The following is a 17,029-nucleotide window of genomic DNA, read 5'->3' as shown; positions in this document are numbered from 1 at the left end:
TCATGGCAGCCCATATCGTTACCTCCTTCGACGAAGAACTCGGCAACATCGACCGCCTGATCCGCGAGATGGGCGACCTTGCGCACACGATGGTCACGGATGCCACCCGCGCGCTGTTCGACAGCGATTCGGTGCTCGCCCTACGCGTGGTTTCCGCAGACGCCGTGATGGATGCCCACCAGCGCGCGCTCGACGAACGCGCGATCACCATCATCGCCAAACGCCAGCCGATGGCTCAGGATCTGCGCGTCGTCGTCGGCGCACTCCGCATGGCGGCCGACTTCGAGCGCATCGGCGACCTCGCCAAGAACATTGCCAAGCGGGTCAGCGCCGTCAGCGAAGGCGTCACGCCAAAGAGCCTGTCGCATTCGATCGACGTCATGGCGAAGCTGGTGATGGAACAGATCGACGAGGTCGTCGCGGCCTATGCGGCGCGCAATGCCGGCCGGCTGGAGGCGCTGCGTATCGACGATGAACAGATCGACATCCAGTACACCGCCGTCTTCCGCGAGCTCTTGACCTATATGATGGAAGACCCGCGCAACATCACGGCTTGCACGCATCTGCTCTTCTGCGCGAAGAACCTCGAACGCATCGGCGATCACGTCACCAACATCGCCGAAAACGCCTACTATATCGCCACAGGCCGCCAGCTGCCGCTGAACCGGCCGAAGACCGACGAGACCACAATTGCGCCAGACCCTGCCTGAGAAGGAGAGCCGGCTGATGATTGCACCGAAGATCATGGTGGTCGAAGACGAGGAGGCGCTCGGCATCCTGCTGCGCTACAACCTTGAGGCCGAGGGCTATCAGGTCGAGGTCGTCACGCGCGGTGACGAGGCGGAGATGCGGCTGCGCGAGCATGTGCCGGATCTGCTGGTGCTCGACTGGATGGTGCCGGCCGTCTCCGGCATCGAGCTCTGCCGTCGCCTGCGCCTGCGGCCCGAAACCGAGCGGCTGCCGGTCATCATGCTGACGGCCCGCGGCGAGGAGAGCGACCGCGTACGCGGCCTTTCAACCGGCGCCGACGACTATCTCGTCAAGCCGTTCTCTACGCCTGAATTCATCGCCCGCGTGCGCGCGCTGCTGCGCCGGGCAAAGCCCGAAGTCCTGTCGTCCGTGCTCAAGGTTGGCGACATCGTACTCGACCGCGAGACGCACCGCGTCCACCGCGGCGACACCGAAATCAGGCTCGGGCCGACCGAATTCCGCCTGCTCGAATTCATGATGCGTCATCCCGGCCGCGTCTTCTCGCGCAGCCAGTTACTCGACAATGTCTGGGGGGAGACGATCTACATCGATGAGCGCACCGTCGACGTTCATGTCGGGCGGCTGCGCAAGGCGGTGAACCGCGACGGCGAGACCGACATCATCCGCACCATCCGCGGCGCGGGCTATGCCATGCAGGAAGGCTGAGCCGCGCGCGGCGCTTCAATCAGTCTGTCAGGGAAAGTGGCGATCCACGACGACCGATGGCGCGGTTGATCCCGGTGGCCTACAAAGTAGGTGGGCGCCATATATCCGAGCCCACGGGCCCGGACAGGGACAGCTCCCTAAGGATCAATAAGGCCCCGGGGAAATGCTGCTCCTGTCGAGAAGCGCAGACCGCCGTTGCCTATATAGTCGCGCCCGCCCTGCCGCGCCAGTGACAGAACCGAAAATTGACCGAACATCGCGGCGACCCATCTGCAACCCGCTACCTGAGTACAGCCTCCTTGCCTCGGCGGGGCATGGCCCCTAGGTTCGGGCAACGACATTCTGAGGAACGACATCGCATGCGCTTTGAAGGAACGGCTTCCTACGTCGCCGACAAGGACCTGATGGTTGCGGTCAACGCCGCGATTGCCCTCGAACGCCCGCTGCTGGTCAAGGGCGAGCCAGGCACCGGCAAGACCGAGCTTGCGCGCCAGATCGCAGCCGCGCTCGGCCTGGAACTGATCGAGTGGAACGTGAAGTCCACCACTCGCGCGCAGCAGGGTTTGTACGAGTACGACGCTGTCTCCCGGCTGCGCGACAGCCAGCTGGGCGACGAGCGCTTCAACGACATTCGCAACTACATTCGCCGCGGCAAGCTGTGGGAAGCCTTCACTTCCGAGAAGAAGGTGGTGCTGCTGATCGACGAGATCGACAAGGCCGACATCGAGTTCCCGAACGACCTTCTGCAGGAACTCGACCGCATGGAGTTCCACGTCTACGAGACCGGAGAAACGATCCGTGCGGTCAACCGGCCCATCGTCATCATCACCTCGAACAACGAGAAGGAGCTGCCCGACGCCTTCCTTCGCCGCTGCTTCTTCCACTACATCCGCTTCCCGGACATGGAGACGCTGCAGAAGATCGTCGACGTCCACTATCCAGGCATTAAGCAGGAGCTGGTGCGCGCCGCCCTTACCCAGTTCTACGAGATCCGCGAGGTGCCGGGCCTGAAGAAGAAACCCTCGACTTCCGAGGCGCTCGACTGGATCCGCCTGCTGGTCGCCGACGACATTTCGCCGGAAGACCTGCGCGGCGATGCCAGGAACGCACTGCCGCGCCTGCACGGCGCGCTGCTCAAGAACGAGCAGGACGTTCATCTCTTCGAACGCCTGGCGTTCATGTCGCGGAGATAACCGATGGCCGAAGTCGTCATCCGTCCGCTGGAAAAGACCGATCATTCGGAGTGGAGGCGGCTCTGGACAGCCTATCTCACCTTCTACCAGAGCGAGGTGAGCGAGACGGTCTACGAGACCACCTGGCAGCGGCTGTTCACTGATGGCGAATTCGAGCCCTGCGGCTTCATTGCCCTGGTCGATGGCAAGGCAGTCGGCCTCGTCCACTACCTCTTCCATCGCTCCAGCTGGTCGATGGAAGGCAACTGCTACCTGCAGGACCTGTTCACCGACGGGGAGGCTCGTGGCAAAGGCGTGGGCGCGGCACTCATCGAGGCCGTGCGCAAGGCGGCAGCAGAGCGCGGCGTGACCAACGTCTACTGGATGACGCACGAAACCAACGCCACGGCCCGCCGGCTCTACGACCGCGTTGCTCGCCGCTCCGGATTCATCGAATACGACCTGTCCTGACCATGTTCCTCCCCTTCTTCCTCGAGCTCAAGGCAGCCAAGGTTCCGGTGTCGCTCCGCGAATACCTGTCGCTGCTCGAGGGCATGAAGGCGGGGCTGGTCGACTATGACGTCGAAGGCTTTTACTACCTGGCGCGATCGGCGCTGGTGAAGGACGAGCGCTACATCGACCGCTTCGATCAGGTCTTCTCGCATGTCTTCAAGGGGCTCGATGCGCTTTCCGGCGAAGGCGGCATCGACCCCGCCAACCTGCCCGAGGAATGGCTGCGCAAGCTCGCCGAAAAGCACCTCACCGAAGAGGAGAAGAAGCTGGTTGAAGCCCTCGGCGGCTTCGAGAAGCTGATGGAGACGCTGCGGCAGCGGCTGGAGGAGCAGAAGGGCCGCCATCAGGGCGGCTCGAAGTGGATCGGCACCGCCGGCACCTCGCCCTTCGGCGCCTATGGCTACAATCCGGAAGGCGTGCGCATCGGGCAGGCGGAAAGCCGCCACCGCCGCGCGGTGAAGGTTTGGGACAAGCGCGAGTTCCGCAATTTTGACGACACGGTCGAGCTCGGCACCCGCAACATCAAGGTCGCGCTGAAGCGCCTGCGCCGCTGGGTGCGTGAGGGCGCTGACGAAGAGCTCGACCTCCCCGGCACCATTACCGCTACCGCGGAGCACGGCTATCTCGACGTCAAGACACGGCCGGAGCGGCGCAACGCAGTCAAGCTGCTCATGTTCTTCGACGTCGGCGGCTCGATGGACGACCACATCCGCATCGTCGAGGAGCTGTTCTCGGCCGCGCGCGCCGAGTTCAAGCACATGGAGTACTTCTACTTTCACAATTGCCTCTACGAGGGCGTGTGGAAGGACAATCGGCGTCGGCATTCGGAGGTGATCCCCACCTACGAGGTGATCCAGAAATACGGCCCCGACTACAAGGTAGTCTTCGTCGGCGACGCCTCGATGAGCCCTTACGAGATCACCTCGCCAGGCAGCTCAGTGGAACACTGGAATCAGGAAGCTGGCCACGTCTGGCTGTCGCGCGTGCTCAACCAGTGGCCGAATGCGGTGTGGCTCAACCCGGTGCGTGAGCAGCACTGGCAGTACACGCACTCGATCAAGCTGATCCAGGAAATCTTCTCGCAGCGCATGTATCCGCTGACGCTCGCGGGCCTTGAAGCCGCGACCCGCGAGCTGTCGCGCCGCCACTGACGCCTGCCATTGAGGCAGGCGCGCGAAGACACTACATTTACGGCACCGACAAACCGGAGCTTCCCGATGACCGACAAGCATTTTCCCGTCACCCGCACCGATGCGGAGTGGCGCGCTCTCCTGACGCCGGAGCAGTATCAGGTGATGCGCCAGCACGGCACGGAGCGCCCCGGCAGCTGCGCGCTTCTGCATGAAAAGCGGCCGGGCACCTTCAAGTGCGTCGGTTGTGGCACGCCGCTGTTTGCCTCGACGCTGAAGTTCGAAAGCGGCACCGGCTGGCCGAGCTTCAATGACCCGATCCCGGGCTCGGTCGAAACCTCCGAGGACCGTTCCTACGGCATGGTTCGCACGGAAGTGCATTGCGCGACCTGCGGCAGCCATCTCGGCCACGTCTTCCCTGACGGTCCGCCGCCGACCTTCCTGCGCTACTGCATCAATGGCGTGGCGCTCGAGTTCGAACCCGACGCCGGCTGAACGCCCTAGAACAGCTCGACTGCCCCGCTCGTGTCCGGAACAGGAGCGGGGCGCGTCTTCCGCTCCGCCTCGAACACCTTCGCATCGCGCTCCATCAGTGACTGGCGCGCGCGGCCCGAAACCGGCCAGTACTGGATCTTGCGGCCATGCTCGCCGAGCAGGCTGCCGCCGACATGGCGGATGCCCTCGTTCTCCAGGAACTTCACCGCGAATTCGGCATTCTGGCGCCCGACATCAGTCAGGCCGTCGATCATCCTTGCCCCGCCGAACAGCTTGGCTTCCAGCCGGTCGCGGCGCGCGCCATGCTTCAGAAGATCGTTGACCAGCAGCTCCATCGCATGAACGCCATGGCGCTGCACCGCGCGGTCGTTGCCGCCAAGTGTGCCGCCCGGCAGCAGGAAGTGATTCATGCCGCCAACGCCGGCGATCGGATCACGGATGCAGGCGGCGACGCAGCTTCCCAGCAGTGTCGTCAGAACCATCTCCGGATCGTCGGTGACATAATGGTCCCCTTGCACGATGTGGACGCGCTTTGCTCTCACAATGCTGGGCTGCTGCGGAGCGGCAAAAGCGGTCGCGGAAGCACCTGTCATCGCTCAGTGCCCATCGTGACGTGTCTCGCGCCAAAGACAAGGGTTTCGACCATACAGTTGACCACTAGACGGTTTCTCTGGCTGCGTTGCAGCGGTTGATGATTTCGGCACCGATCCGCTCGAGCGGCAGCTGGCGTTCCACCGCGCCGATCTCGAAGGCGACCTTCGGCATGCCGTAGACGACGCATGTCGATTCATTCTGACCGATCGTCAAGGCACCTGCCCCGCGCATCATGTGGAGACCGCGTGCGCCATCGCGTCCCATACCGGTCAGGATGACCCCGACAGCCGAGCGCCCGGCATGGCGCGCAACCGACTCGAACAGGACGTCGACCGAGGGACGGTGACCGTTGACCGGCTCGCTGGCGGTCAGGCGGCAGCGCAGCTGGCCAACGCCGGCGACCTGCAGGTGCTGTTCGCCGCCCGGCGCGATGTAAATATGGCCAGGAACGAGAGGCGCGCCCTCGACCGCCTCGCTGACAGCCGCAGCGCAAACGCGGTTTAGACGATCAGCAAAGCTCTTGGTGAAGGTGGCCGGCATGTGCTGGGTGACCACCGTCGGCGGGCAGTTCGCCGGAAAGGCTGAAAGCACATTCATCAGCGCCTCGACGCCACCGGTCGACGAGCCGATCGCGACGATGCGGCCGTCCGAACGAAATTCGCCCTTGGTTGAATGGGCCGGCGTGCGGTCCGTACCGGCGCGCACGCGCGCCCGGGCTGCCGACTTTACGCGCGCGGCAAGGTCTCCAAATGCTTCCTCGACCGTGTGGCCGGCGGAGGGCTTGGCGACGCAGTCGACCGCGCCCAGCTCGAGCGCGGCGAGCGTGACGTCCGCACCCGCCTGGGTCAGCGTCGACACCATCACCACCGGCATCGGCCGCAGCCGCATGATCTTCTCGAGGAAGCTCAGCCCGTTCATGTTGGGCATTTCCACGTCCAGCGTGATCACGTCCGGATTGAGGCGCTTGATCGCCTCGCGAGCCTCGTAGGGATCGCCCGCCTGACCGATAACCTGAATCTCCGGATCGCGCCGAAGCACAGCCGAAATAAGGCTGCGCATGGTGGCGCTGTCGTCCACCACGAGGACCTTTACCCCGCTCATTTTAGAAACCGTCCTTGAGCCTGTAGGTCGTGAGACCGTCATTTTCGAATCTGCTCATGTCGGTCACGCGTTCGGAGTGACCCACATAGAGCCTGCCGCCCGAATTGAGCAGCGGCGCGAACCTTGACCAGATGCGAGCCTGGGTGGGTTCGTCAAAATAGATGACGACGTTGCGGCAGAAGATGGCGTCGAATTTGCCCTTCATCGGCCACTGGGCCATCAGATTGAGTTCGCGGAACGCGACCAGCTGGCGCATCTCGTCGCCCACGCCCCACGCGTCTTGCCCGCGATCCTTGACCCGGGCCATCCAACGGTCCCGCAATGCCAGCGGAACCGGCTGCACCGCCTCGTCGGAATAGACGCCCGCACGACCCGTCGCGACCACATTGGGATCGATGTCAGTCGCGAGAATCCGCACGTCGTAGTTGGCCGCTTCCGGCATCGCGTCGAGGACGGTAAGCGCGATCGAGTACGGTTCCTGCCCGGTCGAGCAGCCCGCCGACCAGAACCGGACGCGCCCGCCGGCCCGTGCACGCTGGATCAGGGCCGGCAGGACCTTGGTCTTCAGGTGCTCGAAGTGGTGCGGCTCGCGGAAGAAGCGGGTGACGTTGGTCGTCAGCGCCGCCAGCATGTTCTGGCGTTCGCTCGCACCTTCCGAACCCGCAACGAAGCTGCAGTATTCGCGAAAACTCTCCAGCCCCAGCGCGCGCAGCCGTTTGGCAAGGCGCGAATAGACCAGCGAAGCCTTACTCTCCGACAGGGCAATGCCGGCATCGTCGTAGAGCATGCGCGCGATCGACAGGAAATCCTCGTTGGTGAAAAGAAATTCACCTTCGACCAGCGGTTCCTTGCGACCGGGAGCTCCCGTCCGCATTGCAGTTGTCATGCAGCTTCTGCCTCGAATTCATCCGGCAGAATTCGGTCGAGCGCGACGACGCCGATCATGCGGCCGTCGACGGCAAGGATGCCGCGGACGAAGGAGCGGACCGTCTCGTTCGCGACGCTCGGCGTCGGCTGGATCTCTTCATCGGTGACGCTCAGGATGTCGCAGACGGCATCGACCAGCAGACCAACCTCGCGGTTCTCGCAGCGAACGACGATGATGACATGCCGCGCCTCTGCGACGGTGGTTCCAAGACCGAGACGCTCGGAAAGGTCGATGATCGGCAGCACGGTGCCGCGCAGGTTGATGACGCCGCGCATGTAGCTCTGCGCGTGCGGAAGCGGCGTCGCGGGCGTCCAGCCGCGGATCTCGCGGACCATCATGATGTCCACGCAGTATTCCTGAGCACCGATCCGGAACGCAATCAGCTCACGCCGCTGATCGGATGCCTTCATGTTCAGAACCTGGTTCATGGTTTCCCCAAAAGCCTCGCAAACCGTGAGTTGCAGACGCCCCCGCTGGAGACCAGTCTGTGCCTCCATCGTTAATTTGCGGTTTAGCGCATGTGGCTGGTGCGAGGCGTGAATTGTCCGCTAACAGAAATTCAGCGCCTCAGCCGGGTCGGGAGATGTAACCTCTCCATACACTCCTGACCTCAGTGCGAAGCCGGGGGCCTCGGTTATCCGAAGCCCCCGCGCATTCATCAGAACTCGTCCCAGTTCTCGTCATCGTCACGCTGCGCGAGCAGCGCGGCGGACCTTGCACCGCCTGCGGAGCTGACGGTCTTGAGCTGCGGGATTGCAGCCTGCTTGGCCGGAGCAGACAGGGCCGGAGCCGCGCCCGAGATCCTTGCAGGCTTCTGGCCGCGGTCGCTGAGCTGGAACTTGGCGACGAGACGGGCCAGCTCTTCGGCCTCCTGAGCGAGGTTGTGGCTTGCCGCCGTCGTCTCTTCGACCATCGCCGCGTTCTGCTGGGTGACCTGGTCCATCTGGTTGACGGCCGTGTTAACCTCGGCAAGGCCGGTCGACTGCTCGCGGGCAGATGCCGCGATCTCGGTGACCAGCGTCGTGATCTGGGCAACCTGAGCGACGATCTTTTCCAGCGCGGAACCGGTCTGGCCGACAAGATCGACGCCCTGGTCGACCTGCTGCGTCGAGGTGGAGATAAGCTCCTTGATCTCCTTCGCAGCTTCCGCCGAACGCTGGGCCAGTGCACGCACTTCCGAAGCGACCACCGCGAAGCCGCGGCCTGCCTCGCCAGCGCGGGCTGCCTCGACGCCGGCGTTGAGCGCCAGCAGGTTGGTCTGGAAGGCGATCTCGTCGATCACGCCGATGATCTGGCTGATCTGTGCCGAGGAACGCTCGATCTGAGCCATCGCCGCAACCGCGTCGCGGACGACGACGCCCGAGCGCTCGGCACCCTGGCGCGCCTGCGTGGTCAGCTCCGAGGCGCGCATCGCACCGTCGGCCGTGGTCCTGACCGTCGCAGTGATCTGGTCAAGCGCAGCAGCCGTCTCCTCGAGGCTTGCGGCCTGCTGCTCGGTGCGGCGCGACAGGTCGTCGGCTGCCTGGCTGATCTCGCTGGTGCCGGAGCGCATGCCCTCAATGGCGTGGTAGATCGTCGCCATCGCCTCTTCGAGCTGCTCGGCGGTGCGATTGAAGTCGTCCTTCAGCGACTGCGCCTTCGGGGCGAATGGCACGTTGATGCGGAAGGTCAGGTCACCTGAGGCGAGCGCGGCAAGGCCGCGACCGAGAGCCTCGATGGCGACGCGGTCCTCTTCGGCAACCCGCGCGGCCTCCGCCTCGTGGCGCTGGCGCTCGCTGTCGGTCATCGAGCGGATGCGATCGGCTTCGCCCTCGATGCGCAGCTTCTCGATCGCGGCATCCTTGAAGACCTGGACGGCGCGAGCCATCTCGCCGATCTCGTCGCGACGCTTGAGCCCCGGGACCTCGACCGAGTTGTCGCCAGAAGCAAGGCGGCCCATCACGCTGGTCAGGTTGTGGATCGGCGTCGCGATCATGCGGGTAAGCAGGTAGCCGAGCGCAATTGCGATGATCGTTGCCAGGATCTGGCCGATGGTCAGCACGCGCTCATTGAAGTCGAGAGCTTCGTCAGCAGCGATCCGTGCGGCATGGATACGGACGTCCGCAGCCTCAGCCAGGGCATCGAGTGCGTCCTCGAGCTTGCCCATGTAGGTGTCGGCGATGCCCGAGCGGCCGACCATCTCGACAGCACTCTTGCGAAGCTCGGAATCCGACGCAAGCCTCTTCCCGACTTCAACGACGTTCTTCCACCACTCGGCGAGTCCATCCGTGGCCGCGTTGATGTGCTGAGCCATTTCCGGGAAGCCTTCGGCCAGTTCCGTCAGGCGGTTGATCTGAGCGTTGAAATTGGTCCGGTGCGCGTCGAGACGCTCCAGATAGTAAGGATCGTTCGACAGGAGGTAGCCGCGATAGCTGTTCTCCTGTCGTCCAGCGAGCGCCTTCGCATTCTGGATGACGGCCATGACGTCATTGACGAGCGCGCGCTCCTGTTGCGCAACTCGCGAGTTGGCGATGTTCCAGTAAACTGCGGCGCTCATCGCCATGATGGTCGCCACCACCAAAAAGAATCCAAGCGCAAGCTTGCGCGATATTTTCAAGTTCGTGATCAGCACAACAGCCCCCGGCAAATCGAAGATCCGGTCACGGTCCGGATATTCCCCAGCGCCTGCAAATCAGGCAGGTTCCCGCGGGTAGTTGATGGCTCGCAACGGTTAACGCCTTCCTAACTGCGAGATTGCCGCAAGGTAATTAAGTCATTGATACTTTAGCGCCTTAGGGGAAGCTCAGATAAGCTGCAAACGATCCAGCTGCTTTCTAATATGCGCAGCTTCCGCGGGAGTAGAGGCAAGCGAGATAGCCTTCTCGAAGGCCCGCCGCGCATCACGCTCCTTGCCCAGTTTTGAAAGAAGAGCGCCGCGCACGCCGTGCAGGTAGAAATAACCCGACAGCGGCTCGGCCACCGTTTCGACCAGCTGCAGCGCCGCCTCGGCCCCTTCCACCTTCTCGACCGCCACCGCGCGGTTCAGCCTAATGACCGGATTTGGATGAATGGATTCCAGTACTTGATAATAGCCGGCGATCGCTTGCCAGTCGGTTTCCGCGGCGTTTTTCGCGACCGCATGCTCATAAGCGATCGCCGCCTGAAGCTGGTAGCTTCCCGGTCGCTGGTGGCGCTCGGCCTTTTCGATCAAAACTTTGGCTTCTTCTATCGGTCCGCTGCGCCAGAGCGAGCGATCCTGATCCTCAAGCAGGACGATTTCGCCATTCTCATCCAACCGTGCTGGCGCGCGTGCATGCTGGAACAGCATCAACGCAACAAGCCCCATCAGTTCCGGCTCGCCTGGAAACATCCGCAGCAGCAAGTAGCCGAGCCGGATTGCCTCCTCGCACAGCGGCTCACGAATATGCGCATCGCCACCGCTCGCCGAATACCCCTCATTGAAGAGGAGGTAGATCATCGCCGAAACCGTCGCGAGGCGCTCGACCCGCTCGACTGCGGATGGCGTCTCGAAACCGATGCCAGCGGCTGCGACCTTGCGCTTGGCGCGGGTGATACGCTGCTCCATCGCCGCTTCAGAAACCAAAAAAGCCCGCGCTATCTCCGGCACCGTCAGGCCAGAGACGATCCTAAGTGCGAGCGCAATTTGCTGGGTTGCCGGCAGCTCCGGATGACAGCACACAAATAGCAGTCGCAGCACGTCGTCCTGATAATCGGCGTTGTCGATCCGCTCGACCATTCGCGGCTCGGCATCGCCGAGGTCAGACAGCACGTTCTCATCTGGCAAAACCGTTTCGCGAGCCCGTTTGCGTACTTCATCGATGCCAGCATTGCGGCCGACGAAGATCAGCCAGGCGACAGGATCGCGTGGCGGTCCATTCTTCGTCCAGTTCTGCAGCGCCTTGAGGCTTGCCTCCTGGAACGCTTCCTCAGCCGCGTCGAGGTCGCGGAAATAGCGCAGCAGGGCACCGACTGCCTGCGGTCGCGCAGCTGCCAGCGTGCGGCCTATCCAGGATGCGTCGTTCAATCCTGAACTCCCGGGGGATTGTAGGCCGAGATCGGCCGCACCTCGATGCCGCCATATTCACGCTCTCGTGCGAGGTGCTTGCCCGCCTCGATGGCATCTTCAAGGGAGTCGCATTCGATGATCCAGAAGCCGAGGAGCTGTTCCTTGGTTTCCGCGAAGGGGCCATCGATGACGAGGGGATCCTTGCCCGCCTTGACGAATGTCGCCGCGGTCGTCGGCATCAGCCGCAGGCGCGGGCCGAACTTGCCGCGCTCGAGAATCTTCTCCTCGGCGCGGCGCACGCCGGCCATCATCTTCGCATCTTCTTCCGGTGAAAGGCCGCAGACGGCTGCCTCGTTGTTGTAGCACAAAATAGCATAGAGCATGGCGCGTTCCTGTCGTCTGATTGCAAGACGAAGCACTATGCGTCCCGCCGACAGCATCGGTCCATTTTTTTCGCCATGTCCTGACCGACACGCTCCGCGTCATTACTGCCGCTCAGCTGCGCGCCCGCGTCCTCGTTGCCAGCACGTTGCGGATCGCGAAGCTCGAATGGATGCGCAGCACGCCCGGCATTTTCGACAGGATCTCCTTGTGGATCCGCTCGAACTCACCCGCATTGCTCACCTCGACGCGCAGCAGGTAGTCGGCACCACCCGTCATCAGGAAGCACTCCTTGATCTCGGGGTACTTGCGCACGGCTGCCTCGAACCGGTCGAGATACTCCTCGGTCTGGCGCTCGAGCGTGATGTTGATGATGACGGCGATGGTCGCCTCGGTGCGGGCAGGGTCGACAATGGCCGTGTAGCCGCGGATCAGGCCCGACTGCTCCATCATCTTCACGCGGCGCAGGCACGCCGACGGCGACAGGCCCACTTCCTCGGCAAGCTTAGCGTTAGACATGCGCCCGTCGAGCCTCAGCAGGCGGAGGATCTCGCGATCGATCCGGTCATATTCCAGCATCGCATTTTATTCCAAAGCTTCGAATTTCCTGCACCCTAGCACGCACGCGTCGAATTTCATGCAAGAAATCGGCGGGAAATTCCGTCGATCATTCGATACGCTGACCGGATAATGGGAGTGCGATGTGACTTACATGACGCTCAATGCTGGTCTGATTGATGAGGTCGTGCCTTCGGGCCATCTGACGATCGACCTTAAGGCGCTGCGCCGGAACTATGCGCTGATCTCGCGTCAGGTGGCGCCTGCTCGCGCCGCCGGCGTGGTCAAGGCAAACGCCTACGGCCTTGGCGCCCGCGAGGTGACGGCCGCCCTTCTCGAAGAAGGCTGCCGCGACTTCTTCGTCGCCGAATTCGTCGAAGCGGTTGAGCTGCGCCCCGCACTTCCGGATGACGCACGCCTCTACGTGCTGAATGGCCTCCAGCCAGGCAATGAAGGGCTTTGCGCTCGTATCAACGCCACTCCAGTCGCCAATTCCCTGCAGCAGCTGAAGCGCTGGCGCGACACGGCGATCGAGCTCCGCCGCAAGCTTCCCGTCGTTCTGCAATTCGACACCGGCATGTCGCGCCTCGGCATCGCTCCGGAAGAGCGGGGAAGCGTCAGCGAAATTCTGGCAGGCGGCGATCTTGAAGTCCGCTTCATCATGAGCCACCTCGCCTGCGCCGATGAGGCCGACCATCCGCAGAACGCGCGCCAGCTTGCCGAAATGCATCGCGCCGCAAGCGAATTCGCCGGTTGCAAGCTCTGCTTCGCCAATTCCGGCGGCGTCTTCCTCGGCGCCGACTACCACGGCTCGCTGGTGCGCCCGGGCATCGCACTCTATGGCGGCGCGCCCACCTTCGGCGTTGCCAATCCGATGGAGCCGGTCGTCCGCCTCGACGTCGCCGTCGTCCAGACGCGCAAGGTGCCGGCAGGTGCCGCCATCGGCTACGGCGCGAGCTTCGTTGCGACGAGCGAAATGCGCCTCGCCACCATCGCCGCCGGCTACGCGGACGGGCTTCCGCGCACGCTCAGCAACCGCGGCGCGGTCTATTTCGAGGGCACGCGCCTGCCGATCGTCGGCCGCGTCTCGATGGATTCAATCATCATCGACGTCTCAGCGCTGCCGGAAGGCGCGCTCGACCTTGGGACCTTCGTCGAGGTGATCGGCCCGAACCAGACGCTCGACGATGTCGCAACGGCCGCCGGCACCATCTCCTACGAAATTCTCACCAGTCTCGGCAGCAGATACCGGCGGCGCTACGTCTGACCGGCAATAAGAGCAGAAGCATACAGAGGGGCATCATGAAGGTTATTGTTCTCGGCGCGGGCATCATAGGCGTAACATCCGCCTATCAGCTGGCCAAGGCAGGACATGAGGTGACGGTCGTCGACCGCCAGCAGGGTCCGGCCCTTGAGACCAGCTACGCCAATGCAGGCGAGGTCTCCTTTGGCTACTGCTCGCCTTGGGCAGCTCCCGGCATTCCGGTGAAAGCCATCAAGTGGCTGTTCATGAAGCATGCGCCGCTGATCCTGCGTCCGAAGGTCGATCAGGCGATGCTGTCCTGGCTGGTTCGCATGCTGATGAACTGCACGGCCGAGCGCTACGCGATCAACAAGAGCCGCATGCTGCGCCTTTCCGACTACAGCCGCATCTCGCTCGCAGCCCTGCGCGAGGAGACCGGCATCTCCTATGATGAGGGCATGAAGGGCACGCTGCAGCTCTTCCGCACCCAAGCGCAGCTAGACGCGTCCGCAAAGGACGTAAAGGCGCTCGCTGCCGATGGCATTCCTTACGAGGTGCTCGATCGCGACGGCTGTATCCGTGCCGAGCCGGCGCTTGCGCATGTGCGCGAAAAGATCGTCGGCGGCCTGCTCACCCCGCAGGACGAGACTGGCGACTGTTTCAAGTTTGCCAATGCCCTCGCCGCCAAGGCGCAGGAAATCGGGGTAAAATTCCTCTATGACACCCACATCACCGGGCTCGACGTCGAGGCAGGCGTGGTGCGCGGCGTCAACACCAAGACCGGCAAGCTCACCGCCGACGCGGTCGTCGTCGCGCTCGGCAGCTACTCGCCGCTGCTCGTCAAGCCGCTCGGCATCCACCTGCCGGTCTACCCGGTGAAGGGCTACTCGCTGACCATGCCGGTTGTGAATCTCGCCCGCGCGCCGGTCTCGACCGTCATGGACGAGACCTACAAGATCGCGATCACCCGCCTTGGCGATCGCATCCGCGTCGGCGGCATGGCCGAGATCTCCGGCTACACCAACGACCTCAGTGCGCGGCGCCGCAGCACGCTCGACCACTCGGTGACCGACCTCTTCCCCGGTGGCGACATTTCCAAGGCGATCTACTGGTCTGGCCTGCGCCCGATGACGCCGGATGGCACGCCGGTGATCGGCGCGACCCACATCAAGGGCCTGTTCCTCAACACCGGCCACGGCACGCTTGGCTGGACGATGAGCACGGGCTCGGCCCGCGTCATCAGCGATCTCGTCAGCGGCAAGAAGCCGGACATCGACACCAGCGACCTCTCGGTCAGCCGCTACGGCTGACCGGGTCAGGATCAGGTAATTCAGAGACGAACCTCGGCGTTGTCGCCGAGCTTGGGTGCCGCGCCGGTGACGAAGGACATCAGCATCTTCGCGCCAGTGATCACCTTGTTCGGGCTGTCCCAGATTTCGGCCCGCTCGGGCGTTACCTTGAGCAGCCGGATGGTCGGATCGTCCTTATCCTCCCACCAGATCTCATCCATCTTCGACCAGAGCTCCGCGATTTTGGCGCGGTCGTTGGAGACTTCTGCCCGGCCTGAGACAAGGACATAGCGGTAGTTGCTATTGTCCGCCCAGGCCATCGACACTGTCGGGAAGCGCTCGATCTCGCCCTTCTTCTCGCCCGAAATGTCCGTCAGGAAGTAGAACGCGTTTTCATCGCGACGCGGGCGCGCCGACATCGGCCGGCTGTGCTGTTCTTCGCCCGTCCACGTGGTCAGCATGCAGATGTCGATCTGCTCGGCGAGCTCCCAGACGCGGTCTGCGACTTCTTCGGGGGTGGCCGGGTTGTCGTGCTGTTGCTCTTTCATGATGTCTCTCCGTTGGACATCATGAACGTGACGTCGAAGCCCTTCGTTCCGTCACCTCTGGAAGCAGCCCCTCCCCTGCAGGGGAAGGGCCGTGGAAGAAAGGACTTCCTTAGTCGATGTCGAAGGAAACGCCTTGGGCGAGCGGCAGCGCCTTCGAGTAGTTGATTGTGTTGGTCGCGCGCCGCATGTAGGCCTTCCAGGCATCCGAGCCGCTCTCGCGACCGCCGCCGGTCTCCTTCTCGCCGCCGAACGCGCCACCGATTTCCGCACCCGACGTGCCGATATTGACGTTGGCGATGCCGCAGTCGGAGCCATCGGCTGCAAGGAAGCGCTCGGCCTCCTGCATGTTGAGCGTGAAGATCGAGGACGACAGGCCCGCTGCCACCGCATTGTGCAGGCGAAGCGCCTCGTCAAAGTCGGAATACTTCATCACGTAGAGGATCGGCGCGAAGGTCTCTTCCAGCACCGGCCCCACCTGCTCCGGCATTTCGACCAGCGCCGGACGGACATAGTAGGCGGTCTCCTTGCCAGCTTCGAGGACGCGGCTGCCGCCGGTGATGCTGCCGCCGGCAGCCTTAGCGGCTTCCAGCGCCTTCTGCATATTGTCGAACGCCGCCTTGTCGATCAGCGGACCGACCAGCGCCGAAGTTTCGAGCGGATTGCTGACGGAGACGCTTTCATAGGCCTTCTTCAGGCGTGGAACGATCTGGTCGTAGACGCTCTCATGCACGAACAGGCGACGCAGCGTGGTGCAGCGCTGGCCAGCGGTTCCCATCGCGCCGAAGGCGATGGCGCGCAGGGCCATGTCGAGATCTGCGGACGGGCAGACGATGCCGCCATTGTTGCCGCCGAGCTCGAGGATCGAGCGGGCGAACCGGCGCGCAAGGCGCGGGCCAACCTCGCGCCCCATGCGGGTCGAGCCGGTGGCAGAGACCAGCGCGACCTTCGGATGGTCGACCAGTGCCTCGCCGGTGTCGCGGCCGCCGATCAGCACGGTGCTGAGGTTCTTCGGCGCCTCGCCGAAGCGCGCGATGGCGCGCTCAAGGATCGTCTGGCTGGCGAGCGCGGTGAGCGGCGTCTTTTCCGACGGCTTCCAGACGATCGAGTTGCCGCAGACGAGCGCGAGCGCTGCGTTCCACGACCAGACGGCGACCGGGAAGTTAAAGGCTGAGATGATGCCGACGACGCCGAGCGGGTGCCAAGTTTCCATCATGCGATGGCCCGGACGTTCGGTTGCGATGGTCAGGCCATAGAGCTGGCGCGACAGACCGACCGCGAAGTCGCAGATGTCGATCATCTCCTGCACTTCGCCGAGACCTTCCGACGGTATCTTCCCTGCCTCGATCGACACCAGCCGGCCGAGATCGGCCTTGGCGGCACGCAGTTCCTCGCCGAGCAGGCGTACCAGCTCGCCGCGCTTCGGGGCCGGCACCATGCGCCACTCCAGGAACGCCGCATGCGCGGCCTCGATTGCCTTCGCAGGATCTGCGGTCGTCTTCAGCCGGGCGATTTCCTCGCCGGTAACCGGCGTGAACGACGCCATGTCGCCGCCGGTCCAGGCCTCGCGCGGCACCCCGAGCCCGTCGAGGATAGCGGCGGCCTCCTGTTTCACGTCCACAGCCTGAGTCATGCACTTCTCCATTCGTGTCGCGTCG

Annotated in this window: 18 protein-coding genes and 1 other RNA gene; 8 read left to right on the top strand and 11 right to left on the bottom strand. The window is 63.7% G+C overall.

Annotation, left to right across the window (positions count from 1 at the left end):
- Positions 1-2: 2 nt before the first annotated feature.
- Positions 3-710, top strand: coding sequence for a phosphate signaling complex protein PhoU (gene phoU, locus L630_RS0105815; RefSeq protein WP_024847334.1), 708 nt, complete (start codon positions 3-5; stop codon positions 708-710).
- Positions 711-726: 16 nt separating this feature from the next.
- Complete coding sequence (gene phoB, locus L630_RS0105810; protein WP_034329507.1) at positions 727-1,416, top strand: phosphate regulon transcriptional regulator PhoB; 690 nt, start codon at positions 727-729, stop codon at positions 1,414-1,416.
- A gap of 37 nt (positions 1,417-1,453) precedes the next feature.
- Here phoB and ssrS read toward each other — a convergent pair.
- Positions 1,454-1,610: non-coding RNA, 6S RNA (gene ssrS / locus L630_RS22395), on the bottom strand.
- 165 nt (positions 1,611-1,775) lie between these two features.
- Here ssrS and L630_RS0105805 point away from each other — a divergent pair.
- From L630_RS0105805 to msrB, 4 genes are all read left to right on the top strand, one after another.
- Positions 1,776-2,609: a MoxR family ATPase gene (locus tag L630_RS0105805; RefSeq protein ID WP_024847332.1), complete on the top strand. Its 834-nt coding sequence runs from the start codon at positions 1,776-1,778 to the stop codon at positions 2,607-2,609.
- Positions 2,610-2,612: 3 nt separating this feature from the next.
- Positions 2,613-3,059 carry a GNAT family N-acetyltransferase gene (locus L630_RS0105800; protein ID WP_024847331.1) on the top strand — a complete coding sequence of 149 codons (447 nt, stop codon included), beginning with the start codon at positions 2,613-2,615 and terminating at the stop codon, positions 3,057-3,059.
- A gap of 2 nt (positions 3,060-3,061) precedes the next feature.
- Positions 3,062-4,252 (top strand): VWA domain-containing protein, encoded by a 1,191-nt coding sequence (locus L630_RS0105795; RefSeq protein WP_024847330.1) that lies wholly within the window; start codon positions 3,062-3,064, stop codon positions 4,250-4,252.
- A 66-nt stretch (positions 4,253-4,318) separates the two neighbouring features.
- Positions 4,319-4,726 (top strand): peptide-methionine (R)-S-oxide reductase MsrB, encoded by a 408-nt coding sequence (msrB, locus tag L630_RS0105790; protein WP_024847329.1) that lies wholly within the window; start codon positions 4,319-4,321, stop codon positions 4,724-4,726.
- Between the two features lie 5 nt (positions 4,727-4,731).
- Here the strand turns inward: msrB and L630_RS0105785 are convergent, their stop codons facing one another.
- From L630_RS0105785 to L630_RS0105750, 8 genes are all read right to left on the bottom strand, one after another.
- A complete protein-coding gene (locus tag L630_RS0105785; RefSeq protein WP_051473106.1) occupies positions 4,732-5,319 on the bottom strand; it encodes a chemotaxis protein CheD in 588 nt (195 codons plus the stop codon).
- A 64-nt stretch (positions 5,320-5,383) separates the two neighbouring features.
- Positions 5,384-6,421: a chemotaxis response regulator protein-glutamate methylesterase gene (locus tag L630_RS0105780; RefSeq protein WP_024847327.1), complete on the bottom strand. Its 1,038-nt coding sequence runs from the start codon at positions 6,419-6,421 to the stop codon at positions 5,384-5,386.
- Between the two features lies 1 nt (position 6,422).
- The gene (locus L630_RS0105775) at positions 6,423-7,307 is read right to left on the bottom strand and encodes a protein-glutamate O-methyltransferase (protein ID WP_024847326.1); all 885 of its coding nucleotides are present in this window, start codon (positions 7,305-7,307) and stop codon (positions 6,423-6,425) included.
- Positions 7,304-7,777, bottom strand: coding sequence for a chemotaxis protein CheW (locus L630_RS0105770; protein WP_024847325.1), 474 nt, complete (start codon positions 7,775-7,777; stop codon positions 7,304-7,306). Before L630_RS0105770 ends, L630_RS0105775 begins: the two co-directional genes overlap by 4 nt.
- Before the next feature lie 230 nt (positions 7,778-8,007).
- Complete coding sequence (locus L630_RS0105765; protein WP_024847324.1) at positions 8,008-9,960, bottom strand: methyl-accepting chemotaxis protein; 1,953 nt, start codon at positions 9,958-9,960, stop codon at positions 8,008-8,010.
- A 171-nt stretch (positions 9,961-10,131) separates the two neighbouring features.
- Complete coding sequence (locus tag L630_RS0105760; RefSeq protein WP_024847323.1) at positions 10,132-11,373, bottom strand: RNA polymerase sigma factor; 1,242 nt, start codon at positions 11,371-11,373, stop codon at positions 10,132-10,134.
- Entirely contained in the window at positions 11,370-11,738 is a 369-nt protein-coding gene (locus L630_RS0105755; RefSeq protein WP_024847322.1) for a YciI family protein, read from the bottom strand. Before L630_RS0105755 ends, L630_RS0105760 begins: the two co-directional genes overlap by 4 nt.
- A 112-nt stretch (positions 11,739-11,850) precedes the next feature.
- Complete coding sequence (locus tag L630_RS0105750) at positions 11,851-12,315, bottom strand: Lrp/AsnC family transcriptional regulator (RefSeq protein WP_024847321.1); 465 nt, start codon at positions 12,313-12,315, stop codon at positions 11,851-11,853.
- A gap of 133 nt (positions 12,316-12,448) precedes the next feature.
- On the opposite strand from L630_RS0105750, the gene alr reads away from it, so the two are divergent.
- Positions 12,449-13,561 (top strand): alanine racemase, encoded by a 1,113-nt coding sequence (alr, locus tag L630_RS0105745; protein ID WP_024847320.1) that lies wholly within the window; start codon positions 12,449-12,451, stop codon positions 13,559-13,561.
- Between the two features lie 35 nt (positions 13,562-13,596).
- A complete protein-coding gene (locus L630_RS0105740; RefSeq protein WP_024847319.1) occupies positions 13,597-14,847 on the top strand; it encodes a D-amino acid dehydrogenase in 1,251 nt (416 codons plus the stop codon).
- A 20-nt stretch (positions 14,848-14,867) separates the two neighbouring features.
- Here L630_RS0105740 and L630_RS0105735 read toward each other — a convergent pair whose 3' ends face one another.
- Both L630_RS0105735 and L630_RS0105730 read right to left on the bottom strand, forming a co-directional pair.
- Positions 14,868-15,374 carry a pyridoxamine 5'-phosphate oxidase family protein gene (locus tag L630_RS0105735; RefSeq protein WP_024847318.1) on the bottom strand — a complete coding sequence of 169 codons (507 nt, stop codon included), beginning with the start codon at positions 15,372-15,374 and terminating at the stop codon, positions 14,868-14,870.
- Between the two features lie 109 nt (positions 15,375-15,483).
- Complete coding sequence (locus tag L630_RS0105730) at positions 15,484-17,004, bottom strand: aldehyde dehydrogenase family protein (protein WP_156941750.1); 1,521 nt, start codon at positions 17,002-17,004, stop codon at positions 15,484-15,486.
- Positions 17,005-17,029 lie beyond the last annotated feature (25 nt).

The organism is Aminobacter sp. J41, from assembly GCF_000526635.1.
GTDB lineage: Bacteria > Pseudomonadota > Alphaproteobacteria > Rhizobiales > Rhizobiaceae > Aerobium.
The sequence above is the reverse complement of the archived record's forward strand: the minus strand, read 5'-3'. Positions and strand labels throughout refer to the sequence as shown.